We start from the raw sequence: 15,600 nt of genomic DNA, 5'->3' as shown, positions 1-15,600 counted from the left end.
CTAATCTACCTGTGGGGAACTCTTTTTCTTAGGAAGCCATGAATACATCACCGCCAACAAGTAGGCTTCATCCACAGGTTTCGTGACATAGTCAGAGGCTCCCGCTTCCAAACATTTTTCACGGTCTCCTTTCATCGCTTTTGCGGTTAAGGAAATAATAGGAAGATGTTCAAATTCTTCGAGCTTGCGAATTTCCCTTGTCGCTTCAATGCCGTCCATCTCAGGCATCATCGTGTCCATCAAGACAAGATCGGTGTCGGGATTTTCTTTAAGCATACGAATTCCCTGCTCTCCATTTTCGGCATAGATCACATTCATACCGCGCATTTTTAGAACACTGGAAAGGGCAAAGACATTTCTGACGTCATCATCCACGATCAGAATTTTTCGTCCAGTGAAGTCAGCATCCAGCGGAAGAGGAGCTGCTTCAGTAGGTTCTTCCACAGTGCTTCCTAAAACTGAAACGTCGGGACTTGAATACTTCTGTGGAAGATAAAGAGTAAAGCTGCTGCCAATTCCCGGCTGGCTTTCTACCTCAATGACGCCACCCAAAAGACGCGCGATCTCGCGACTGATTGTCAGACCCAATCCCGTTCCACCGTATTTTCTGCTGGTTGTTCCATCCGCTTGCTGGAAGGCTTCAAAGATCAGTTTTTGTTTGTCTACCGGGATACCGATACCTGTGTCAGTCACGCGGAAAATGACATCCAATTTGGATTTATCTTTCACGGACTCTTTGTTGCGATCATCGAGCATCAGTTGCAATTTCACATAGCCTTTTTCAGTGAACTTAAAGGCATTGGACAAAAGATTTTTAAGAATCTGATGCAGACGGTTTTCATCCGTAATGATTTCTGGCGGAAGATCCGGACTTGTTTCAACTGTGAACTCAAGTCCCTTGTGTTCCGCGACAGGACGGAATGTTTGCTCAATATATTCTTTCACTTCCATCATCGAAACAAGCTTCGGTGTCACAGGCATTTTTCCTGCTTCCACTTTGGAAAGATCTAGAATTTCATTGATCAATGCCAATAAGTCCTGACCTGCCGAATGCACGGTGCTCGCAAACTTCACTTGCTCGTTGCTGAGATTTTTATCACGGTTTTCCGCCAATGTTTTCGACAAGATCAGCAAGCTATTAAGCGGCGTTCGCAATTCGTGGGACATATTCGCCAGGAATTCCGATTTGTATTTGGAGATGAGGGAAAGCTGTTCCGCTTTTTCCTCCAAAGAACGGCTGGCCAATTCAACCTCTTGGTTTTTGACTTCCAAAAGTTTTGCTTTTTCTTCGAGCTCTTTGGCTTGCGCCTCCAGTTCGGCATTGGAACGTTTGAGTTCTTGAAGAAGTTCTTCTGTACGCATACTTGACGAAATCATATTCAAGATAACGCCGACACTGTCCATCAACTGGTCCAAGAAGTTGATGTAGTTTTGTGAGAATGGAATCACCGACGCAAGTTCAATCACGGCTTTCAGCTCGCCTTCGAAAAGAACCGGTAGCACAATGATATTGCGTGGTTTTTCATCGACGATACTGGATGTGATCATCACGTTATCATCGTCTGGAGGGCAGGTCAGCAGGATGCGTTTTTTCTCAAACGCACATTGTCCGACCAAACCTTCTTTTAATTTGAATTTATTGTTCACGCGCTTTCTTTCCGAATAAGCGTAGCTCGCAATTAAATTCAAACTTGGTTCATTGTTTTCCATCTCAAGCATGTAGAACGTGCCTTGGCGCGCATCTACCAGAGGCGTTAGTTCCGACATAATCAGTTGAGCAACCGAAGCGATACTTCTTTGACCTTGCATCATGCCAGAGAACTTCGCGAGATTTGTTTTCAACCAGTCTTGCTCATTATTTTTCTGAGTTGTCTCTTTCAAGTTCGAGATCATCTGATTGATATTTTCTGAAAGGGCCGCAACCTCACCTTCCGCTTCAACGGTGATGGATCGAGTTAAATCCCCTTTTGTTACGGCAGTTGATACTTCAGCAATCGCACGCACTTGGGTCGTTAAGTTTCCGGCAAGCTGATTCACGTTGTCTGTTAAGTCTTTCCAAGTACCAGACGCTCCTGGTACGCTGGCCTGACCGCCGAGCTTTCCTTCGATACCTACTTCACGGGCAACGGTTGTTACCTGATCGGCAAACGTGCGCAGGGTGTCCGTCATCGAGTTGATTGTTTCAGCAAGAGCGGCCACTTCCCCTTTGGCTTCAAGAACGAATTTTTGATTCAAGTCACCGTTGGCAACCGCCGTTACGACTTTCACGATACCGCGAACTTGCGTTGTCAAATTCGACGCCATGAAGTTCACGTTATCCGTTAAGTCTTTCCAGGTTCCGGCAACACCCGGTACGCGCGCTTGCGCTCCAAGTTTACCTTCGATACCCACTTCGCGGGCGACGGTTGTTACCTGATCGGCAAACGTGCGCAGGGTGTCCGTCATCGAATTGATTGTCTCAGCAAGAGCGGCCACTTCCCCTTTGGCTTCAAGAACGAATTTTTGATTCAAGTCACCGTTGGCGACGGCCGTCACGACTTTCACGATACCACGCACTTGCATGGTCAGATTCGAGGCCATGATATTTACGTTATCTGTTAAGTCTTTCCATGTTCCAGAAACCCCTCGAACTTCCGCTTGTCCTCCGAGGCGTCCTTCCGTACCTACTTCTTTTGCGACACGAGTCACCTCGGCCGCAAACGAGTTGAGCTGATCCACCATCGTATTGATAGTGTTTTTAAGTTCTAAGATCTCACCCTTGGCATCAACCGTGATCTTTTGTGATAAGTCGCCATTCGCCACCGCTGTCGTTACTTTCGCGATATTACGAACCTGCGCTGTCAAGTTGGCAGCAAGACCATTCACGTTGTCGGTCAAATCTTTCCAAGTTCCCGACACACCTTTTACGTCCGCCTGACCACCCAGTTTACCTTCGGTACCTACCTCTTTCGCCACACGAGTTACCTCGGCCGCAAACGAGTTGAGCTGATCCACCATGACGTTGATGGTGTTTTTGAGTTCTAAGATTTCCCCTTTGGCGTCAACCGTGATCTTTTGTGACAAGTCACCTTTCGCAACCGCTGTTGTTACTTTCGCGATGTTACGAACCTGGGCTGTTAGATTTCCTGCAAGACCATTTACGTTATCTGTTAAATCTTTCCACGTTCCTGAGACACCTTTTACATCGGCTTGTCCGCCGAGTTTTCCCTCGGTACCAACGTCCTTCGCAACACGAGTCACCTCGGCCGCAAACGAGTTGAGCTGATCCACCATGACGTTGATGGTATTTTTTAATTCAAAGATTTCGCCTTTGGCATCAACCGTGATTTTTTGCGACAAGTCCCCATTGGCAACCGCTGTTGTTACCTTCGCGATGTTACGAACCTGCGCTGTCAGATTGTTCGCGAAACCGTTTACGTTATCCGTTAGATCCTTCCAAGTTCCGGAAACTCCCTTTACTTCGGCTTGACCGCCCAGACGTCCTTCGGTTCCCACTTCTTTCGCCACACGAGTCACCTCGGCCGCGAAGGAAGACAACTGATCCACCATGACGTTGATCGTATTTTTTAATTCTAAGATTTCACCTCTAGCATCAACGGTGATTTTTTGTGACAAGTCACCTTTTGCAACCGCCGTTGTTACTTTCGCGATGTTACGAACTTGGTCCGTTAAGTTTCCGGCCAAACTATTTACGTTATCTGTTAAGTCTTTCCAGGTTCCAGAAACCCCACGCACTTCGGCTTGTCCACCGAGTTTTCCCTCTGTACCTACCTCTTTCGCGACACGAGTCACCTCGGCCGCAAACGAGTTGAGCTGATCCACCATCGTGTTGATTGTATTTTTAAGTTCTAAGATTTCGCCTTTGGCATCAACCGTGATCTTTTGTGACAAGTCCCCTGTCGCAACCGCCGTTGTTACTTTCGCGATGTTACGAACCTGCGCTGTCAAATTTCCTGCAAGACCATTTACGTTATCTGTTAAATCTTTCCACGTTCCCGACACACCTTTTACGTCCGCTTGTCCACCCAGTTTACCTTCAGTACCCACCTCTTTGGCGACACGGGTTACCTCGGCAGCGAAGGAACGAAGCGTATCCACCATCGTATTGATGGTGTCTTTAAGTTCTTGGATCTCACCTTTGGCATCAACCGTGATCTTTTGCGACAAGTCTCCGTTGGCAACCGCTGTTGTTACTTTTGCGATGTTACGAACCTGTGCCGTCAGATTATTTGCAAGACCATTTACGTTATCTGTTAAGTCCTTCCAAGTTCCGGAAACTCCTTTTACGTCGGCCTGACCGCCCAATCGCCCTTCGGTACCTACGTCTTTCGCAACACGAGTCACCTCGGCCGCGAATGATGACAACTGATCCACCATGACGTTGATGGTATTCTTGAGTTCCAAGATTTCGCCTCTGGCATCAACGGTAATTTTTTGTGACAAGTCCCCGTTGGCAACGGCGGTTGTTACTTTCGCGATGTTACGAACCTGCGCTGTCAGATTGTTTGCAAGACCATTTACGTTGTCTGTTAAGTCTTTCCAAGTTCCAGAAACCCCTTTTACGTCCGCCTGACCGCCCAGACGGCCTTCCGTACCCACTTCTTTCGCCACACGAGTCACTTCGGCCGCGAATGATGACAACTGATCCACCATGACGTTGATGGTGTTTTTCAATTCAAAGATTTCCCCTTTGGCATCGACTGTGATTTTTTGTGAAAGGTCACCTTTCGCAACCGCCGTTGTTACTTTGGCGATGTTACGAACTTGATCTGTTAAGTTTCCGGCAAGACCATTCACATTATCAGTCAGGTCGCGCCAAATTCCCAAAGCCCCTCTTACGTCGGCTTGTCCACCGAGTTTTCCTTCAGTACCCACCTCTTTGGCGACGCGGGCGACTTCCGAAGCGAAAGAATTTAATTGATCCACCATCGTATTAACCGTCGTACCGATGCGAAGGAACTCCCCTTTCACCATGCGACCGTCAATTTCCATCGTCATTTTCTGTGACAAGTCGCCTTTCGCAACCGATGTGATGACACGTGCGACTTCTTGAGTCGGTTGAACCAGATCTCCGATAAGCAAATTAACCGAATCTACGCTTACTGCCCAAGCTCCACGAACCGTCCCCATATTCACGCGTTCATTCATACGGCCTTCTTGACCGACAGTGCTGCGCACACGGACGAATTCATTGGCCATATTTTCATTGAGCTCGATGATGTCATTCAACACTTCGCCGATTTCTGAAATGATACCTTCTTGACCGACGGCCATTCTGGAAGAGAAATCCCCGCGGCGGACAGCTTTGACTGTTAGGAGAAGTTGACGAAGTTGCTCTTTGGTTTCCGCATCGAAGTTGTTTCCGAAAGCATTTGCTTCTGCCTCAAGATGGTTGCGCTGTTTTTTTAATGCCTGCTTACGTTCCGCTTCAGTAAAAGTTTTGGTTGAGGCCAGAGCCTTCGGATTTTTTTTCGATTTCGTTTTAACTTCAAAATTCGTATCCAACTTCGCCACAAAGATTTCCTCCTGTTACAGGACGGCAAGAGCAATAACATTGGCGCAATCTTGGTAAACAAAATGCAGGTTTATTGCCGCGTCTTAATGCAACTGACCGATTTCGTTAGTTACATTTTTCTAATTTGAAGTTTTCAAAAAAACGCCTATACCTGCGGGGCTTATTCAAATTTTGAAGAGCCTTTTCAAAAAACCTGACCTCATTACTCTATATTAAAGTAAGGTGCTATGTAGCCCGAATATAGGATGTGTGTTGAATTAAACGAGAGTGTTGAATAACAACCCTTAAAAAGAAAAAGCCCCTTTTGCAGGGGCTTTTTTTATTTTTTATCGATACTGATTGCGAATTTTTTAACTCCGGAACCCTTGACGATGTCGAGGACACCGACCACTTTTCCGTGCGGAACGTCTTTATCCGCCGAGATGATCGCTTGAACTTCGGCATTCTTGCCAGCCTCTTCCGTCGCCTTCACGCGAACGTCTTCCTCATTGACGAAAGATCCGTTCAGGTTAATACGGCCGTCGGCAGTCAAAGCGATGTTGAGTTTGCTTGGAGCTGTTTGGTCACCGCTGGCGGCTTTGGGCAGATTCACGTTGATTGTTGGTTTCATAAACATCGGTGCCGTCACCATGAAGATGATCAACACCACCAGAATAATATCCACGAGCGGAACGACGTTGATGTCCGCTATGGCCTCGTTGTCATTGCCACTGTCAAATGCAGCCATGTTTTACACACCTTTTTTCTTCGCGTAAGCTAGGCAAAGTTCTTTAACGCTCTCAAGGTTTTGGAAAATACTTTTTACTTGTTTGCTGTAATAGTTGTAGAACGCCACGGCTGGGATCGCCACAAAAAGACCTGCCGCTGTTGCAACAAGGGCCATGGAGATACCGGCCATCACTGTTTGTTGTCCCGCTTCTGGTGCTGTTGCTAAATCGTTGAAGGCTTTCATGATACCCAACACCGTTCCGAAAAGCCCTACGTACGGAGCGTTCGAACCCACCGTTGCCAAGAAGCCCAAGAATTTCTCTAACTCAGGACGCTCTGTGAGCGCAAATGTATTGAAGATCTCTTCCAAACCTTTGCTGCCCGAATCTTTCATATGTTTTAAAGCGTAACCCGCAGCGCGGCCTTCGATAGAGTTTGGATCTTTTGCAAGATCTTCCACGTCTTCTAAGCTGTTGCTTTGCAAAGCCAGCTTAATGCGCGCACGCACTCTTTGTGATTCAGAAGAAACTTTCTTCAGCGCAAAGTAGCGCTCCAAAATCATCCCGATGCTCATGATGCTTAGAAGAAGCAGGATCCAAAGAACAACTTGATCCGCCAGATGAGCTACCGTAAATATTTTTTCTGCGAGCATGGGTGATTTCCTCCAAATCTTTGACTGGGCAAAATTATTGATCCATTATCTCTAAAACCATTACATCTGGTCAAGGTATGCAGAAAATCATTTTAACTCTTCTTCTCACAACACTGAGCTTAGTCCAGATCTCCTGTAAGACAAACGACAGGAAGTCCGTGCTAGTCATCGCAGTTGATGAACTGACGATGACAGATGTGACGTGCAGCCAGGAGGAATCCGAGAGGTCTGGTTTTCAATTGCTTTGCAATGAGTCCGTGCGTTTCACTCACGCTTTCACGCCGTCAACGCTTGCCGTACCTGCCTTGTCGTCGTTAATGACGGGTCTTTATCCTTACCAACACAAAGTAAGACACAACTCTGGACCTGGACTCGCAGCGGAACTGGAATTGGTTTCTGAAGTGGCGCTAAAGCAGGACTATCGTACCAGTTTTTTTTCTGGCGGAGCGCCGGTATTTCGCCGTTCAGGACTCAATCAAGGGTTTGAGCTCTTTGATGACAACATCATTCCCAGCTTCACAAGTTTGTTTCGTCCCTTCAAAAAGAACTCAGAAGCTTTTTTACAGTGGTTAAAACAAGATGTGGGAAATGATGCGTTCTTTAGCGTGATCTACGTTCCGGATCTTCTTTTTACGACGACGGAAACGACAACAGATCTGGGCGAAACTCGCAACCTCAGTTTTGAAAGCCAAATGGATGAGCTTGATGAAAGTTTTTTTGAACTCTTTCAAAGCCTCAAACAATCCAATCGCTGGGACCAAACCACGGTGATTTTAGTCGGTTTAAATGGCCATACTTCCAACGATCGCTACCGCGAACTTTCACCTTTGAACTTACACGGTGAAAACACACAAGTGGCTTTGTTTATCAAACCTTCACAAAAGAAAAAACGCGACGAAGCAATTCATTGGAAAGTCGATCAAAATGTCAGTCTCGTGGATGTCGGTCGCACTCTTTATGAACTTCTTGGGGAAAGCATTGTGGAAAATGGGACTTCCTCGTTTCCCTCACACTCTTTGTTGGATGTTTTAAAAAATCCGAATTCCACAAGTCCGGAAGATCGCCCGATGCTTCTTGAATCCGGCTGGGCTTTGTGGAGAAAAGCGGGCCCGCTGCGCACGGCGGGGATTTCAAGTCATGTACTTTATATCAACGATGAAAAGCCTCTCCTTTACAACACATTGGTAGATCGTTTTGAAGTCAACCCTCTGCCTCTTCTGCAAGAGAGCATTTTACCGACGACTCAAAAGTTGCAAAACTTGATGCATAAAAATCAGTTTCCAACTTTTACACCTTTGGATCCTGAGTGGACCGCAAAACTTAGCATTCCGTTTGCTCGTTGGATGAGAACGGATCAAGAATCTTTCCTTTTAAAGGACCTCAAACGTCTGATGACTGCTCAACCGCGCAGCTTGGATATTCTTAATTGGACGGCGCAAATCGCATTAAACCAAAAAGACTGGGAGACACTGAAACAACTGGGAACCAAAAACAGAGTTTCTGTATGGCAGTATGTCGGTGAAAAAAATCTCAATGGTAAAGTGGCAAAACTCAGTGATTCTTGCTTCTATTTGCTTTCTGGAGTTCTTGAAACAGAACAATTAAAAAACTGCGGCGACCCACTGTTCTTAGAATTTGTCGATTGGGTTCGCGCTGAAGAACGTGGACTTTCAAAAGAAGCGCAAAGGAAACGCTTTGAGCGTTCTTTTAAAAACTACATGCTCGATCAACAGATCCAAAGAGCGAATATTGCGGCGGGCCTGATTTGGGATACGTCCCGCGACAATGTGTTTGCCCCTTCGCGCACAGAATTGGCTTTAAGTCTTCCTGAATACACAAGAATTCGCGCTCAAGTTTATAAATCAATTCAAAGCGAAGAGCTTTAGAATTATTAGTCTGAGATTTCGACAAGCCCCAACCAAAAGGGAGCTTCGGGAGAATCCTGAATCATACGATTTGTGATTTTCGAAAGCTCCGTTTCTTTCGGGTCTTTTCCCCAAAGAGAAGAAGCGATCGCCGTGCTAGCAAGAAGCACCAGTTGATCATTGTCATCGACATGTGTGTGACCGCATTGCACGTAACAAGTCGGATCTAAACCTAAAAGTTGAGACGGCAAAGGCGGTAAAGTTTCATCGCCTCGCAATTCGGAGGAAAGATCTAAACCTATGGAAAGAGGTTGCAGGCTTTGATTTTGTCTTTGGATAAATAAACTAGGACTTCCCACTTGGGCCCAAGCGACTTGCGTGCCTCTTTTAAAGAGAGCCAAAAGTTCGACGCCCGAAAAATATTCCATCTTGTTTTCACCGCGATAAAGAATATCGTTAGCGATCAGGATTCCTGTTCTCACATAATTTACTTCATCTGAAAGACACGTCAAAAACTCAAACGGAGAAGTCACTTCCACATCAGACTTCGCAGCACTGACATATTTCACCACTTCATCCAAAGCTCTTTGTGCATGCTCAGGTTGTCCCCAAGATGTCGCAATGACGATCAATGAACCGTCATCTTCCTGATGAATCAAGGGTTTCGGGCGAATGATTTTTGTGCTGTAGGATCTTTCTTGCAATTTCATCTTAGAGCGCCCCGTATTTTTTCAACTTGATGTAGGCTTTTTTGTAGTATTCGCCATCTGGAACGTCGAGCTCAAGGATCTTTCTCCACTTATCTTTGGCACCCGCTTTAGATTCGCCACCATCAACGTTACCGAAACTTTCTTCCAAGATGCCCTCTTGATAGATTGTCATCATGCTCTTACGAAGTTCGACCATGTAGCGTTCAATTTTTTCAGGCAGATCCGGATTCGTTGGGTCCATCACGCGCGCTTTTCTTAAAGATAAAATGGCACCTTTTAAGTTTTGCGCTTGATAAAACTTATCCGCTTCCGCTTGCAAGCTTGCCGTTTTTGAATTCATCATCTGACGAATCGAAGCAATGTTTCTTTGTGACTGGCCTTTAAATCCATTTGGATCTGGCAGTCTGGACTCGATCACTTTTTCATAAGCGGCAATCGCATCCAAAGGTTTGCCCTTTTTATGCACTTGCTGGGCCTTATCGTAAAGGGCTCGCATTTTTGCGACCTGCGATTGATAAGCGGCTTTTTCCACAGCTTTGGCTTCACGCTGAGTCGTAATGATTTCCACTTGCGATTTCAAATCGACAATGCGCGGATGCTCCGGATTGAATTGCAAGACCGGACTTAAACAATCTTCCATCTCCGACATCGTGATGTTGGGATTGATTTTCTTTTGGCATTCCGCCGTTTGTTTTTGAATTTTTTCTTCAGTTTCTAACTTCGCCTTTTCAATCTGCTCTTGGCGGCGTTGCTGCTCTTGAATGAAGATCGCTTCTTTTGAAAGACGTTCGATTTCGCGAATGTCTTCGTAATCAGGAACCAATTCCTGAATCTTGACGATTTCGTCTTGAGCTAACTGATATTTTCCCTGCATATAAAGATTTTTAGCATCCTTATAACGCTGACGAACTAACGCCTGCTGTTCTGGCTTTAATTTATTAAAGGCTTCCAGCGGAGAACCTGGTCCCGCAGTCCCTGGCTTCGGCGCCGGAGGAGCTGTTTTTTCTCCACCGCTAAAGAGATACGCCACAACCAACAAGGCCACAGCACCGATAATGATCTTTGGACGGTTTTTTTGAAAATCAAACTTTCCAGAAGGAGCTGGCATCTGGCCTGGAGCTCCTTGCATCGGGTATTGCATTTGCTGAGGTTGATATGGCATTGGCGCCATACCACCTTGATAAGCCATCAACTCGTGTGATTGCTGCTGATATTCCATCGGCACAGAATCAGAGCCCATAGGCACCAAGGGGTTTGGCGGCGGCACATTCACCATTTCAAGGCGGCTTTGGAAGCTCGCATCGTGCAGTTCAAAATATAAATAGTTCGTGAGCACACTGATCGCATCACCACTTTTTAGCGGTGTCGGGTCTGTGGAGGAAATCGGATTGCCATTCAAAAGAGTTCCGTTGACACTTCCCAAATCAATAATCATGTATTGGGAACCGGCCCTGCGAACCTCAAACTGACGACGGCTCACGCGCTGATCGCGGATTTGAATATGGCAGGAAGGATCACGGCCTGCGACCCAAGAATCTCCGGCATCAAGACGAAGCATCTCTTTCGTTTCATTTTGTGCATCAACGATTTTGATGTAAGCCGCTGTCGGCGCTACACCAATCACGGTTTTTTCTTCGCTGCCGTCAAACTCTTCACCACCACCGGCATGAATGCCTGTAACGGCCGGAAGATTTGATGAACCTGCATGAGCTTCTGCTGAAACAGGAACTTCATCTGAAGTATTTAAATAATCAAATTCATACGGTGGAATTGAAAACTGGCTGCCATGCTCCAGCGTAAACTGTTGCACTTGCTCACCGTTATAGATCACTTCACCATAGCGGGACACCACTTCCACATTCCAGGCACCGTTGGTGAATGAAACCTTGAAGTGTTCACGCGAAATTCCTTTTTCCGGTTGCAAAACGATATCACAGTCTTCTTTGCGACCTGCCACATAGGAACGATCTTCAGAAAGAGTGATGTCATAGACGGGTTTACCACGAAGGCGGACTCGGAGGCGGGCCATTAGTATCTACCCTCCAAATTCAAAGTACACTCTTCATAGAATTGTTTTGCTTCTTTATAACTCGGGTCATCTTTGCGATTTTGAAGCATGGTCATCACATTCGAATAATTCGACTGACACATTCTCCAGTTTTTCTTTTCTCTGTAACGGTTGCCTTGAATCATGTTGAATTTCACAAGCTCATCAAACTTAATCTTCGATAAATGATAATAGCGCTTTGCCAACTCGTTGTCAGGGTCCAGATTCAGCACCACTTGAAAAGCTTCACGGGCTCTTGCATATTGGCCCTGCTGGAAGTCGCGGAAACCTTTAATAAAGTTCTCTTGAGCACGACGATACTGAATAGAGTCATATTTTTCTTTTTTCACCGTCAAAAGCTCTTGCGAACGCTTCTCCGCATCGGCCACGTCTTGCATTGTAATCACCGAAGTACGAATCGCATTCGGATCTTTGTTGTTTTTTGAAGATGGCGAAGACAAAACATACCACGCCAGCAACCCGACAATAGCGACGATGCCATAAAAACGCGCTTTTGGATTTTGCAAAAGCCCGCCACCGCTAGCTGCTCCCATCGGTGACATTCCCGGAGGAGAACCTGGAGGCGGTTGATATCCACCATAATTCATCGGTTGTGCCGGAGGCATGGATGGATTTGGCATCGCTGGCATCGGGCGAGGTTGTTGATAAGCCGGTGCTTGCGATGGCATTGGTTTTGGGAAATTTGGCGTCGGATTTGGATTTGAATTCTGCGTCGGTGCCGGCGTTGACATTGGCATGGCATTACCCAGCCCTTGCAAACCACCTGGAGTCATCGACGGCATGGAAGGCGTCGTCTGCGGAGACACAGGAGTCACTGCAGGAGCCGGCACTTCGACGTGGATACGCATTTCTGTATCACCAATTTGAATCACCGAATCGTTGTTTAAAATTTCGGATTGAACGTTTTGGCCATTGACCAAAATAAAGTTCTTAGAACTCAAATTGACGATCACAAATTCCGTTGGACCACGCTGTTTGATTTCCGCATGCTGACGACTCGCCCGTGGATCACCGGAAAGCACGATATCATTCTCAGGACCACGGCCAATAGAGACCGAAGCCTTTGAAAAAGTCGCTTTCAGACCTATATGCGGTCCTTTCACAACTTCGATATCAAACTTTAAAGCGTCCTTCACTTGCGGAGCCGCACTCATTACGAGCCTCCCTCAACTGGCGACACTGTCACGATAAAATAATCCACTTCTTGTCCTGATGAAAAAGCCTGACAGCTTAAAATACACAAATGCCCACTGAACTCGAGCTGATCCGTATGAATCGCGCGAGGGTTTTCGCGGGTCTTTACCAAAAGCCCCTCGATGTTTTGTTGTAACGCCACATCGGGAATCGCCTTAAAGAGCTGACCTTGAAGCTGTGCCATATCCGTGCGTGCCACGGAACTAAACGCAGCATTGCATGCAATGATACGTCCTTCGCGAGAAATCGTGATACAAGGGAAGCCCACGATCTGAACCAGATTTTCAGCTTCTCCGTCTTTGTTCACAAATCCACTCGCACCCGGACCACCACCGTCTGCTTCACCGTTAATATAACGAGTTAGAAGACTGTTGATATTGCCAATCAATGCTTGCAGCGGCGGGAACATAAAGTTCACTTCCGTATTGTCTTTCTTTTCTCTCATCGCCGCATCTAACTGCGCATTGAGAGTGACAATCGGATACTCGATAAGCTTATACATAAAGAAGTAAATCAAAAGACCAAGCAAAGAGGCGATGACCAACGTTTGCATGAACAAACTGATCGCGCGACCATCATCGAAGGCCAGGCTTCCGATGTCATACAAAACAATCGCATGCGCCTTCACGGATTGCTCACCTGTGTTCGGATCAAAAAGACCAATAGGGAAGCTAGCTCCAATCGTGGATGAATCCACCTCGACAGATTGCGGGCGCATTTCTCTGCGGGCAGAGTGCACGAATGGAAGATCGGGAGTGGTCCCCGCACGCGAAGCCGGAGCCAAGATCATTCCGTCAGATTGTTGCACGATCAAAACTTGTTTCACACCGTCTTCTGCTTCGGCGGCATTCGTGCTTAATGACGAATAACTATTTTGCAAAAGAGCGGCTTGGTTGATTGTCGCCACGGTTCTCGCAATAGAAGCCGCACGACGTTTACTTTCATTGATGATACTCGCTCTGGTGATTTGCACCATGGGAATCATCGACAACAATGTCGTTGCGAAAATAAAGAGCACCACAAAACCCAGCAGAACCATTTTAAGTTCCATGAATTGTGGAAGCTTATACACGCCTGGAAGAGCCACTCGATCTAAATAGTCGTGGGCCTTGTCCATCAAACCTTTGAAACCACCTTGTTGATAAGCCGGAGCTGGCGTTGGAGCTGCGGCTCCCGCCATACCACCTGCCATCGGTTGTGGCATTCCCTGCGGCATACCTTGATGTTGAGGCATTCCCATCGGCATTTGTTGTGGCATCTGCGGAGCAGCCCCACCACCATAGTAAGGCATAGGTGCAGGAACTCCCGTGCTTGTGCCGGCCCGCGGAGCTTGAGGACGCGCCTCAGGAGCTGGAATCACATCGACAAGAACGTCATGAATTCCGAGCTTATCACCCAAACGCATAATGCCGTTTTGAATGCGGATACCGTTGAGGTAAGTCCCGTTGCTGGATTTTAAATCCGTGATCACAATTTTTTCTTTAAAGACCGCCACCTCGGTGTGTTCTTTGGAAACACCGGGACTGAGCAATTTAATATCGCACTGAGGGGCACGACCGATGACGTTCTTCCCCATTTTCAGTTCGATGATGGTTCCCGCTTGCGGGCCTGTCAAAATTCTAAGCGCCCACATAAAGTTGATCTCCTACGCTGACATTCAATCTGCTGATCGATCCAGAAGACATTTCAATCACGGAAGCAGCTCCCCATACAGGAAGAACCAATCGCCAAGGGCGCACGTCCTGATAAACGGCTTTCACCTTGAGGTTTTTATCTACAAACACACAATCAATTGGAAATTTCATAAAAAACGTATGAATGCTATTGCAATGGTGAATCCACAACGCCTCGTTACTGGCAAGAGACTCTCTTCCCAATAAACCTTTGCCGCGAGTCCAGAAAGTTTTTGCCACTTCCAACTGCGGTACCAAAGTTTGATTTGTTGTTTTACTCATCAATGCTGTCATTACTTTTTCCCATACATGAAGGACACGGCCACCGGTCCAAACACGATAATAAAAACGGCTGGTAAAATAAAAATCATCAACGGAATCAAAATTGTTTGCGATGCTTTCGCACCGGCCTTTTCCGCACGTACGAATCTTTCCAAACGCATTTGCACGGATTGATCTTTCAAAACTTGCGAAATACTCGCACCCGTTGCTTCCGCATCAACGAGCACGGCCACAAAGCTCGTCATCTCGTTCATATCCAAACGCTCAGCCATGTCTTTTAATGCCTGCGCTTTGGAAGCACCGATTTTGATGTCTTTTAAAACGGTTCCCAACTCATCCGCCAAAACACTGTCAGTGCCTTGCGCTTTATCCACAATCTTTTGAATCGCCGAGAAGAAATCCAAACCTGCTTCCACTGACAGCGCCAGAAGATCGATAAAGAACGGCAAATCTGTTCTGACGGAAAGTTCACGACGTTTCTTTTCACCTTTGGCGTGAATCTGTGGAAGATAAAATCCAATCAATCCCATTCCCAGAACCATCAACGTCGGAAGTCCCAACTGCAAAGAGAAGTTCATGATGAGTAAGAAGATCGGGAACATCACGCCCCACAGAAGTTGCAAACCGATGAACTCATCTTCATTCAACTCTTGGGAAAGGCCGGAAGTTAAAATATATTTGCGCACACGTTTACGATAACCTTCACTGCGAATTCTTAAAGCGTGCTGCAAAGTGAATTGATGCACCAACGGACGAGAGAAATTGATCACGGCATTTTTAGATTTCACAGGCTCATCATTGTTCGCCCATGAAAGTTGTTGTTTGTCCGCATTACTCGCAAAGATGGAATTTACGAATAGGAATACCGCCACTCCTGCGAGTAGCAGTCCAAGAATCAGCATTAATTCTGCGCTTCCCATTTTCGCCTCTTTG

10 protein-coding genes are annotated in these 15,600 nt (G+C 46.5%); 1 reads left to right on the top strand and 9 read right to left on the bottom strand.

What is annotated here, in order from left to right:
• From ACLSSO_RS02220 to ACLSSO_RS02210, 3 genes are all read right to left on the bottom strand, one after another.
• Window positions 1-5,514, bottom strand: a complete 5,514-nt coding sequence (locus ACLSSO_RS02220; RefSeq protein ID WP_413943927.1) for a HAMP domain-containing protein — start codon at window positions 5,512-5,514, stop codon at window positions 1-3.
• Window positions 5,515-5,834: 320 nt separating this feature from the next.
• The gene (locus tag ACLSSO_RS02215; protein ID WP_295900100.1) at window positions 5,835-6,242 is read right to left on the bottom strand and encodes an ExbD/TolR family protein; all 408 of its coding nucleotides are present in this window, start codon (window positions 6,240-6,242) and stop codon (window positions 5,835-5,837) included.
• Window positions 6,243-6,245: 3 nt separating this feature from the next.
• Complete coding sequence (locus tag ACLSSO_RS02210) at window positions 6,246-6,875, bottom strand: MotA/TolQ/ExbB proton channel family protein (RefSeq protein ID WP_295900101.1); 630 nt, start codon at window positions 6,873-6,875, stop codon at window positions 6,246-6,248.
• Window positions 6,876-7,033: 158 nt separating this feature from the next.
• Here ACLSSO_RS02210 and ACLSSO_RS02205 point away from each other — a divergent pair, with 158 nt between their 5' ends.
• Window positions 7,034-8,761: a sulfatase-like hydrolase/transferase gene (locus ACLSSO_RS02205; RefSeq protein WP_413943926.1), complete on the top strand. Its 1,728-nt coding sequence runs from the start codon at window positions 7,034-7,036 to the stop codon at window positions 8,759-8,761.
• A 5-nt stretch (window positions 8,762-8,766) separates the two neighbouring features.
• On the opposite strand, the gene ACLSSO_RS02200 is transcribed toward ACLSSO_RS02205, so the two are convergent.
• Genes ACLSSO_RS02200 through ACLSSO_RS02175 form a run of 6 tightly spaced genes read right to left on the bottom strand, consistent with a single transcriptional unit; the run spans window position 8,767 to window position 15,587 of the window.
• Complete coding sequence (locus tag ACLSSO_RS02200; protein WP_413943925.1) at window positions 8,767-9,450, bottom strand: hypothetical protein; 684 nt, start codon at window positions 9,448-9,450, stop codon at window positions 8,767-8,769.
• Between the two features lies 1 nt (window position 9,451).
• Window positions 9,452-11,479 (bottom strand): FHA domain-containing protein, encoded by a 2,028-nt coding sequence (locus ACLSSO_RS02195; RefSeq protein ID WP_413943924.1) that lies wholly within the window; start codon window positions 11,477-11,479, stop codon window positions 9,452-9,454.
• Complete coding sequence (locus tag ACLSSO_RS02190; RefSeq protein ID WP_295900105.1) at window positions 11,479-12,672, bottom strand: FHA domain-containing protein; 1,194 nt, start codon at window positions 12,670-12,672, stop codon at window positions 11,479-11,481. The genes ACLSSO_RS02195 and ACLSSO_RS02190 overlap by 1 nt, the downstream gene beginning before the upstream one ends.
• On the bottom strand, window positions 12,672-14,345 hold the full coding sequence (locus ACLSSO_RS02185; RefSeq protein WP_413943923.1) for an FHA domain-containing protein: 1,674 nt from the start codon (window positions 14,343-14,345) through the stop codon (window positions 12,672-12,674). The genes ACLSSO_RS02190 and ACLSSO_RS02185 overlap by 1 nt, the downstream gene beginning before the upstream one ends.
• Window positions 14,332-14,679: a DUF192 domain-containing protein gene (locus ACLSSO_RS02180; protein WP_413943922.1), complete on the bottom strand. Its 348-nt coding sequence runs from the start codon at window positions 14,677-14,679 to the stop codon at window positions 14,332-14,334. The genes ACLSSO_RS02185 and ACLSSO_RS02180 overlap by 14 nt, the downstream gene beginning before the upstream one ends.
• Window positions 14,679-15,587, bottom strand: a complete 909-nt coding sequence (locus ACLSSO_RS02175) for a type II secretion system F family protein (RefSeq protein WP_295900108.1) — start codon at window positions 15,585-15,587, stop codon at window positions 14,679-14,681. Before ACLSSO_RS02175 ends, ACLSSO_RS02180 begins: the two co-directional genes overlap by 1 nt.
• Window positions 15,588-15,600: the final 13 nt, after the last annotated feature.

The organism is Bdellovibrio sp. HCB-162 (assembly GCF_047344985.1).
In the GTDB taxonomy this organism is placed as follows: Bacteria; Bdellovibrionota; Bdellovibrionia; order Bdellovibrionales; family Bdellovibrionaceae; genus Bdellovibrio.
This window is presented reverse-complemented; position numbering and strand designations above follow the sequence as displayed.

Coding starts and splice junctions, on each gene's coding strand:
- ACLSSO_RS02215 (WP_295900100.1), bottom strand. CDS start 6,242: ATGGCTGCATTTGACAGTGGCAATGACAACGAGGCCATAGCGGACATC.
- ACLSSO_RS02185 (WP_413943923.1), bottom strand. CDS start 14,345: ATGTGGGCGCTTAGAATTTTGACAGGCCCGCAAGCGGGAACCATCATC.
- ACLSSO_RS02175 (WP_295900108.1), bottom strand. CDS start 15,587: ATGGGAAGCGCAGAATTAATGCTGATTCTTGGACTGCTACTCGCAGGA.
- ACLSSO_RS02190 (WP_295900105.1), bottom strand. CDS start 12,672: ATGAGTGCGGCTCCGCAAGTGAAGGACGCTTTAAAGTTTGATATCGAA.
- ACLSSO_RS02180 (WP_413943922.1), bottom strand. CDS start 14,679: ATGACAGCATTGATGAGTAAAACAACAAATCAAACTTTGGTACCGCAG.
- ACLSSO_RS02210 (WP_295900101.1), bottom strand. CDS start 6,875: ATGCTCGCAGAAAAAATATTTACGGTAGCTCATCTGGCGGATCAAGTT.
- ACLSSO_RS02195 (WP_413943924.1), bottom strand. CDS start 11,479: ATGGCCCGCCTCCGAGTCCGCCTTCGTGGTAAACCCGTCTATGACATC.
- ACLSSO_RS02200 (WP_413943925.1), bottom strand. CDS start 9,450: ATGAAATTGCAAGAAAGATCCTACAGCACAAAAATCATTCGCCCGAAA.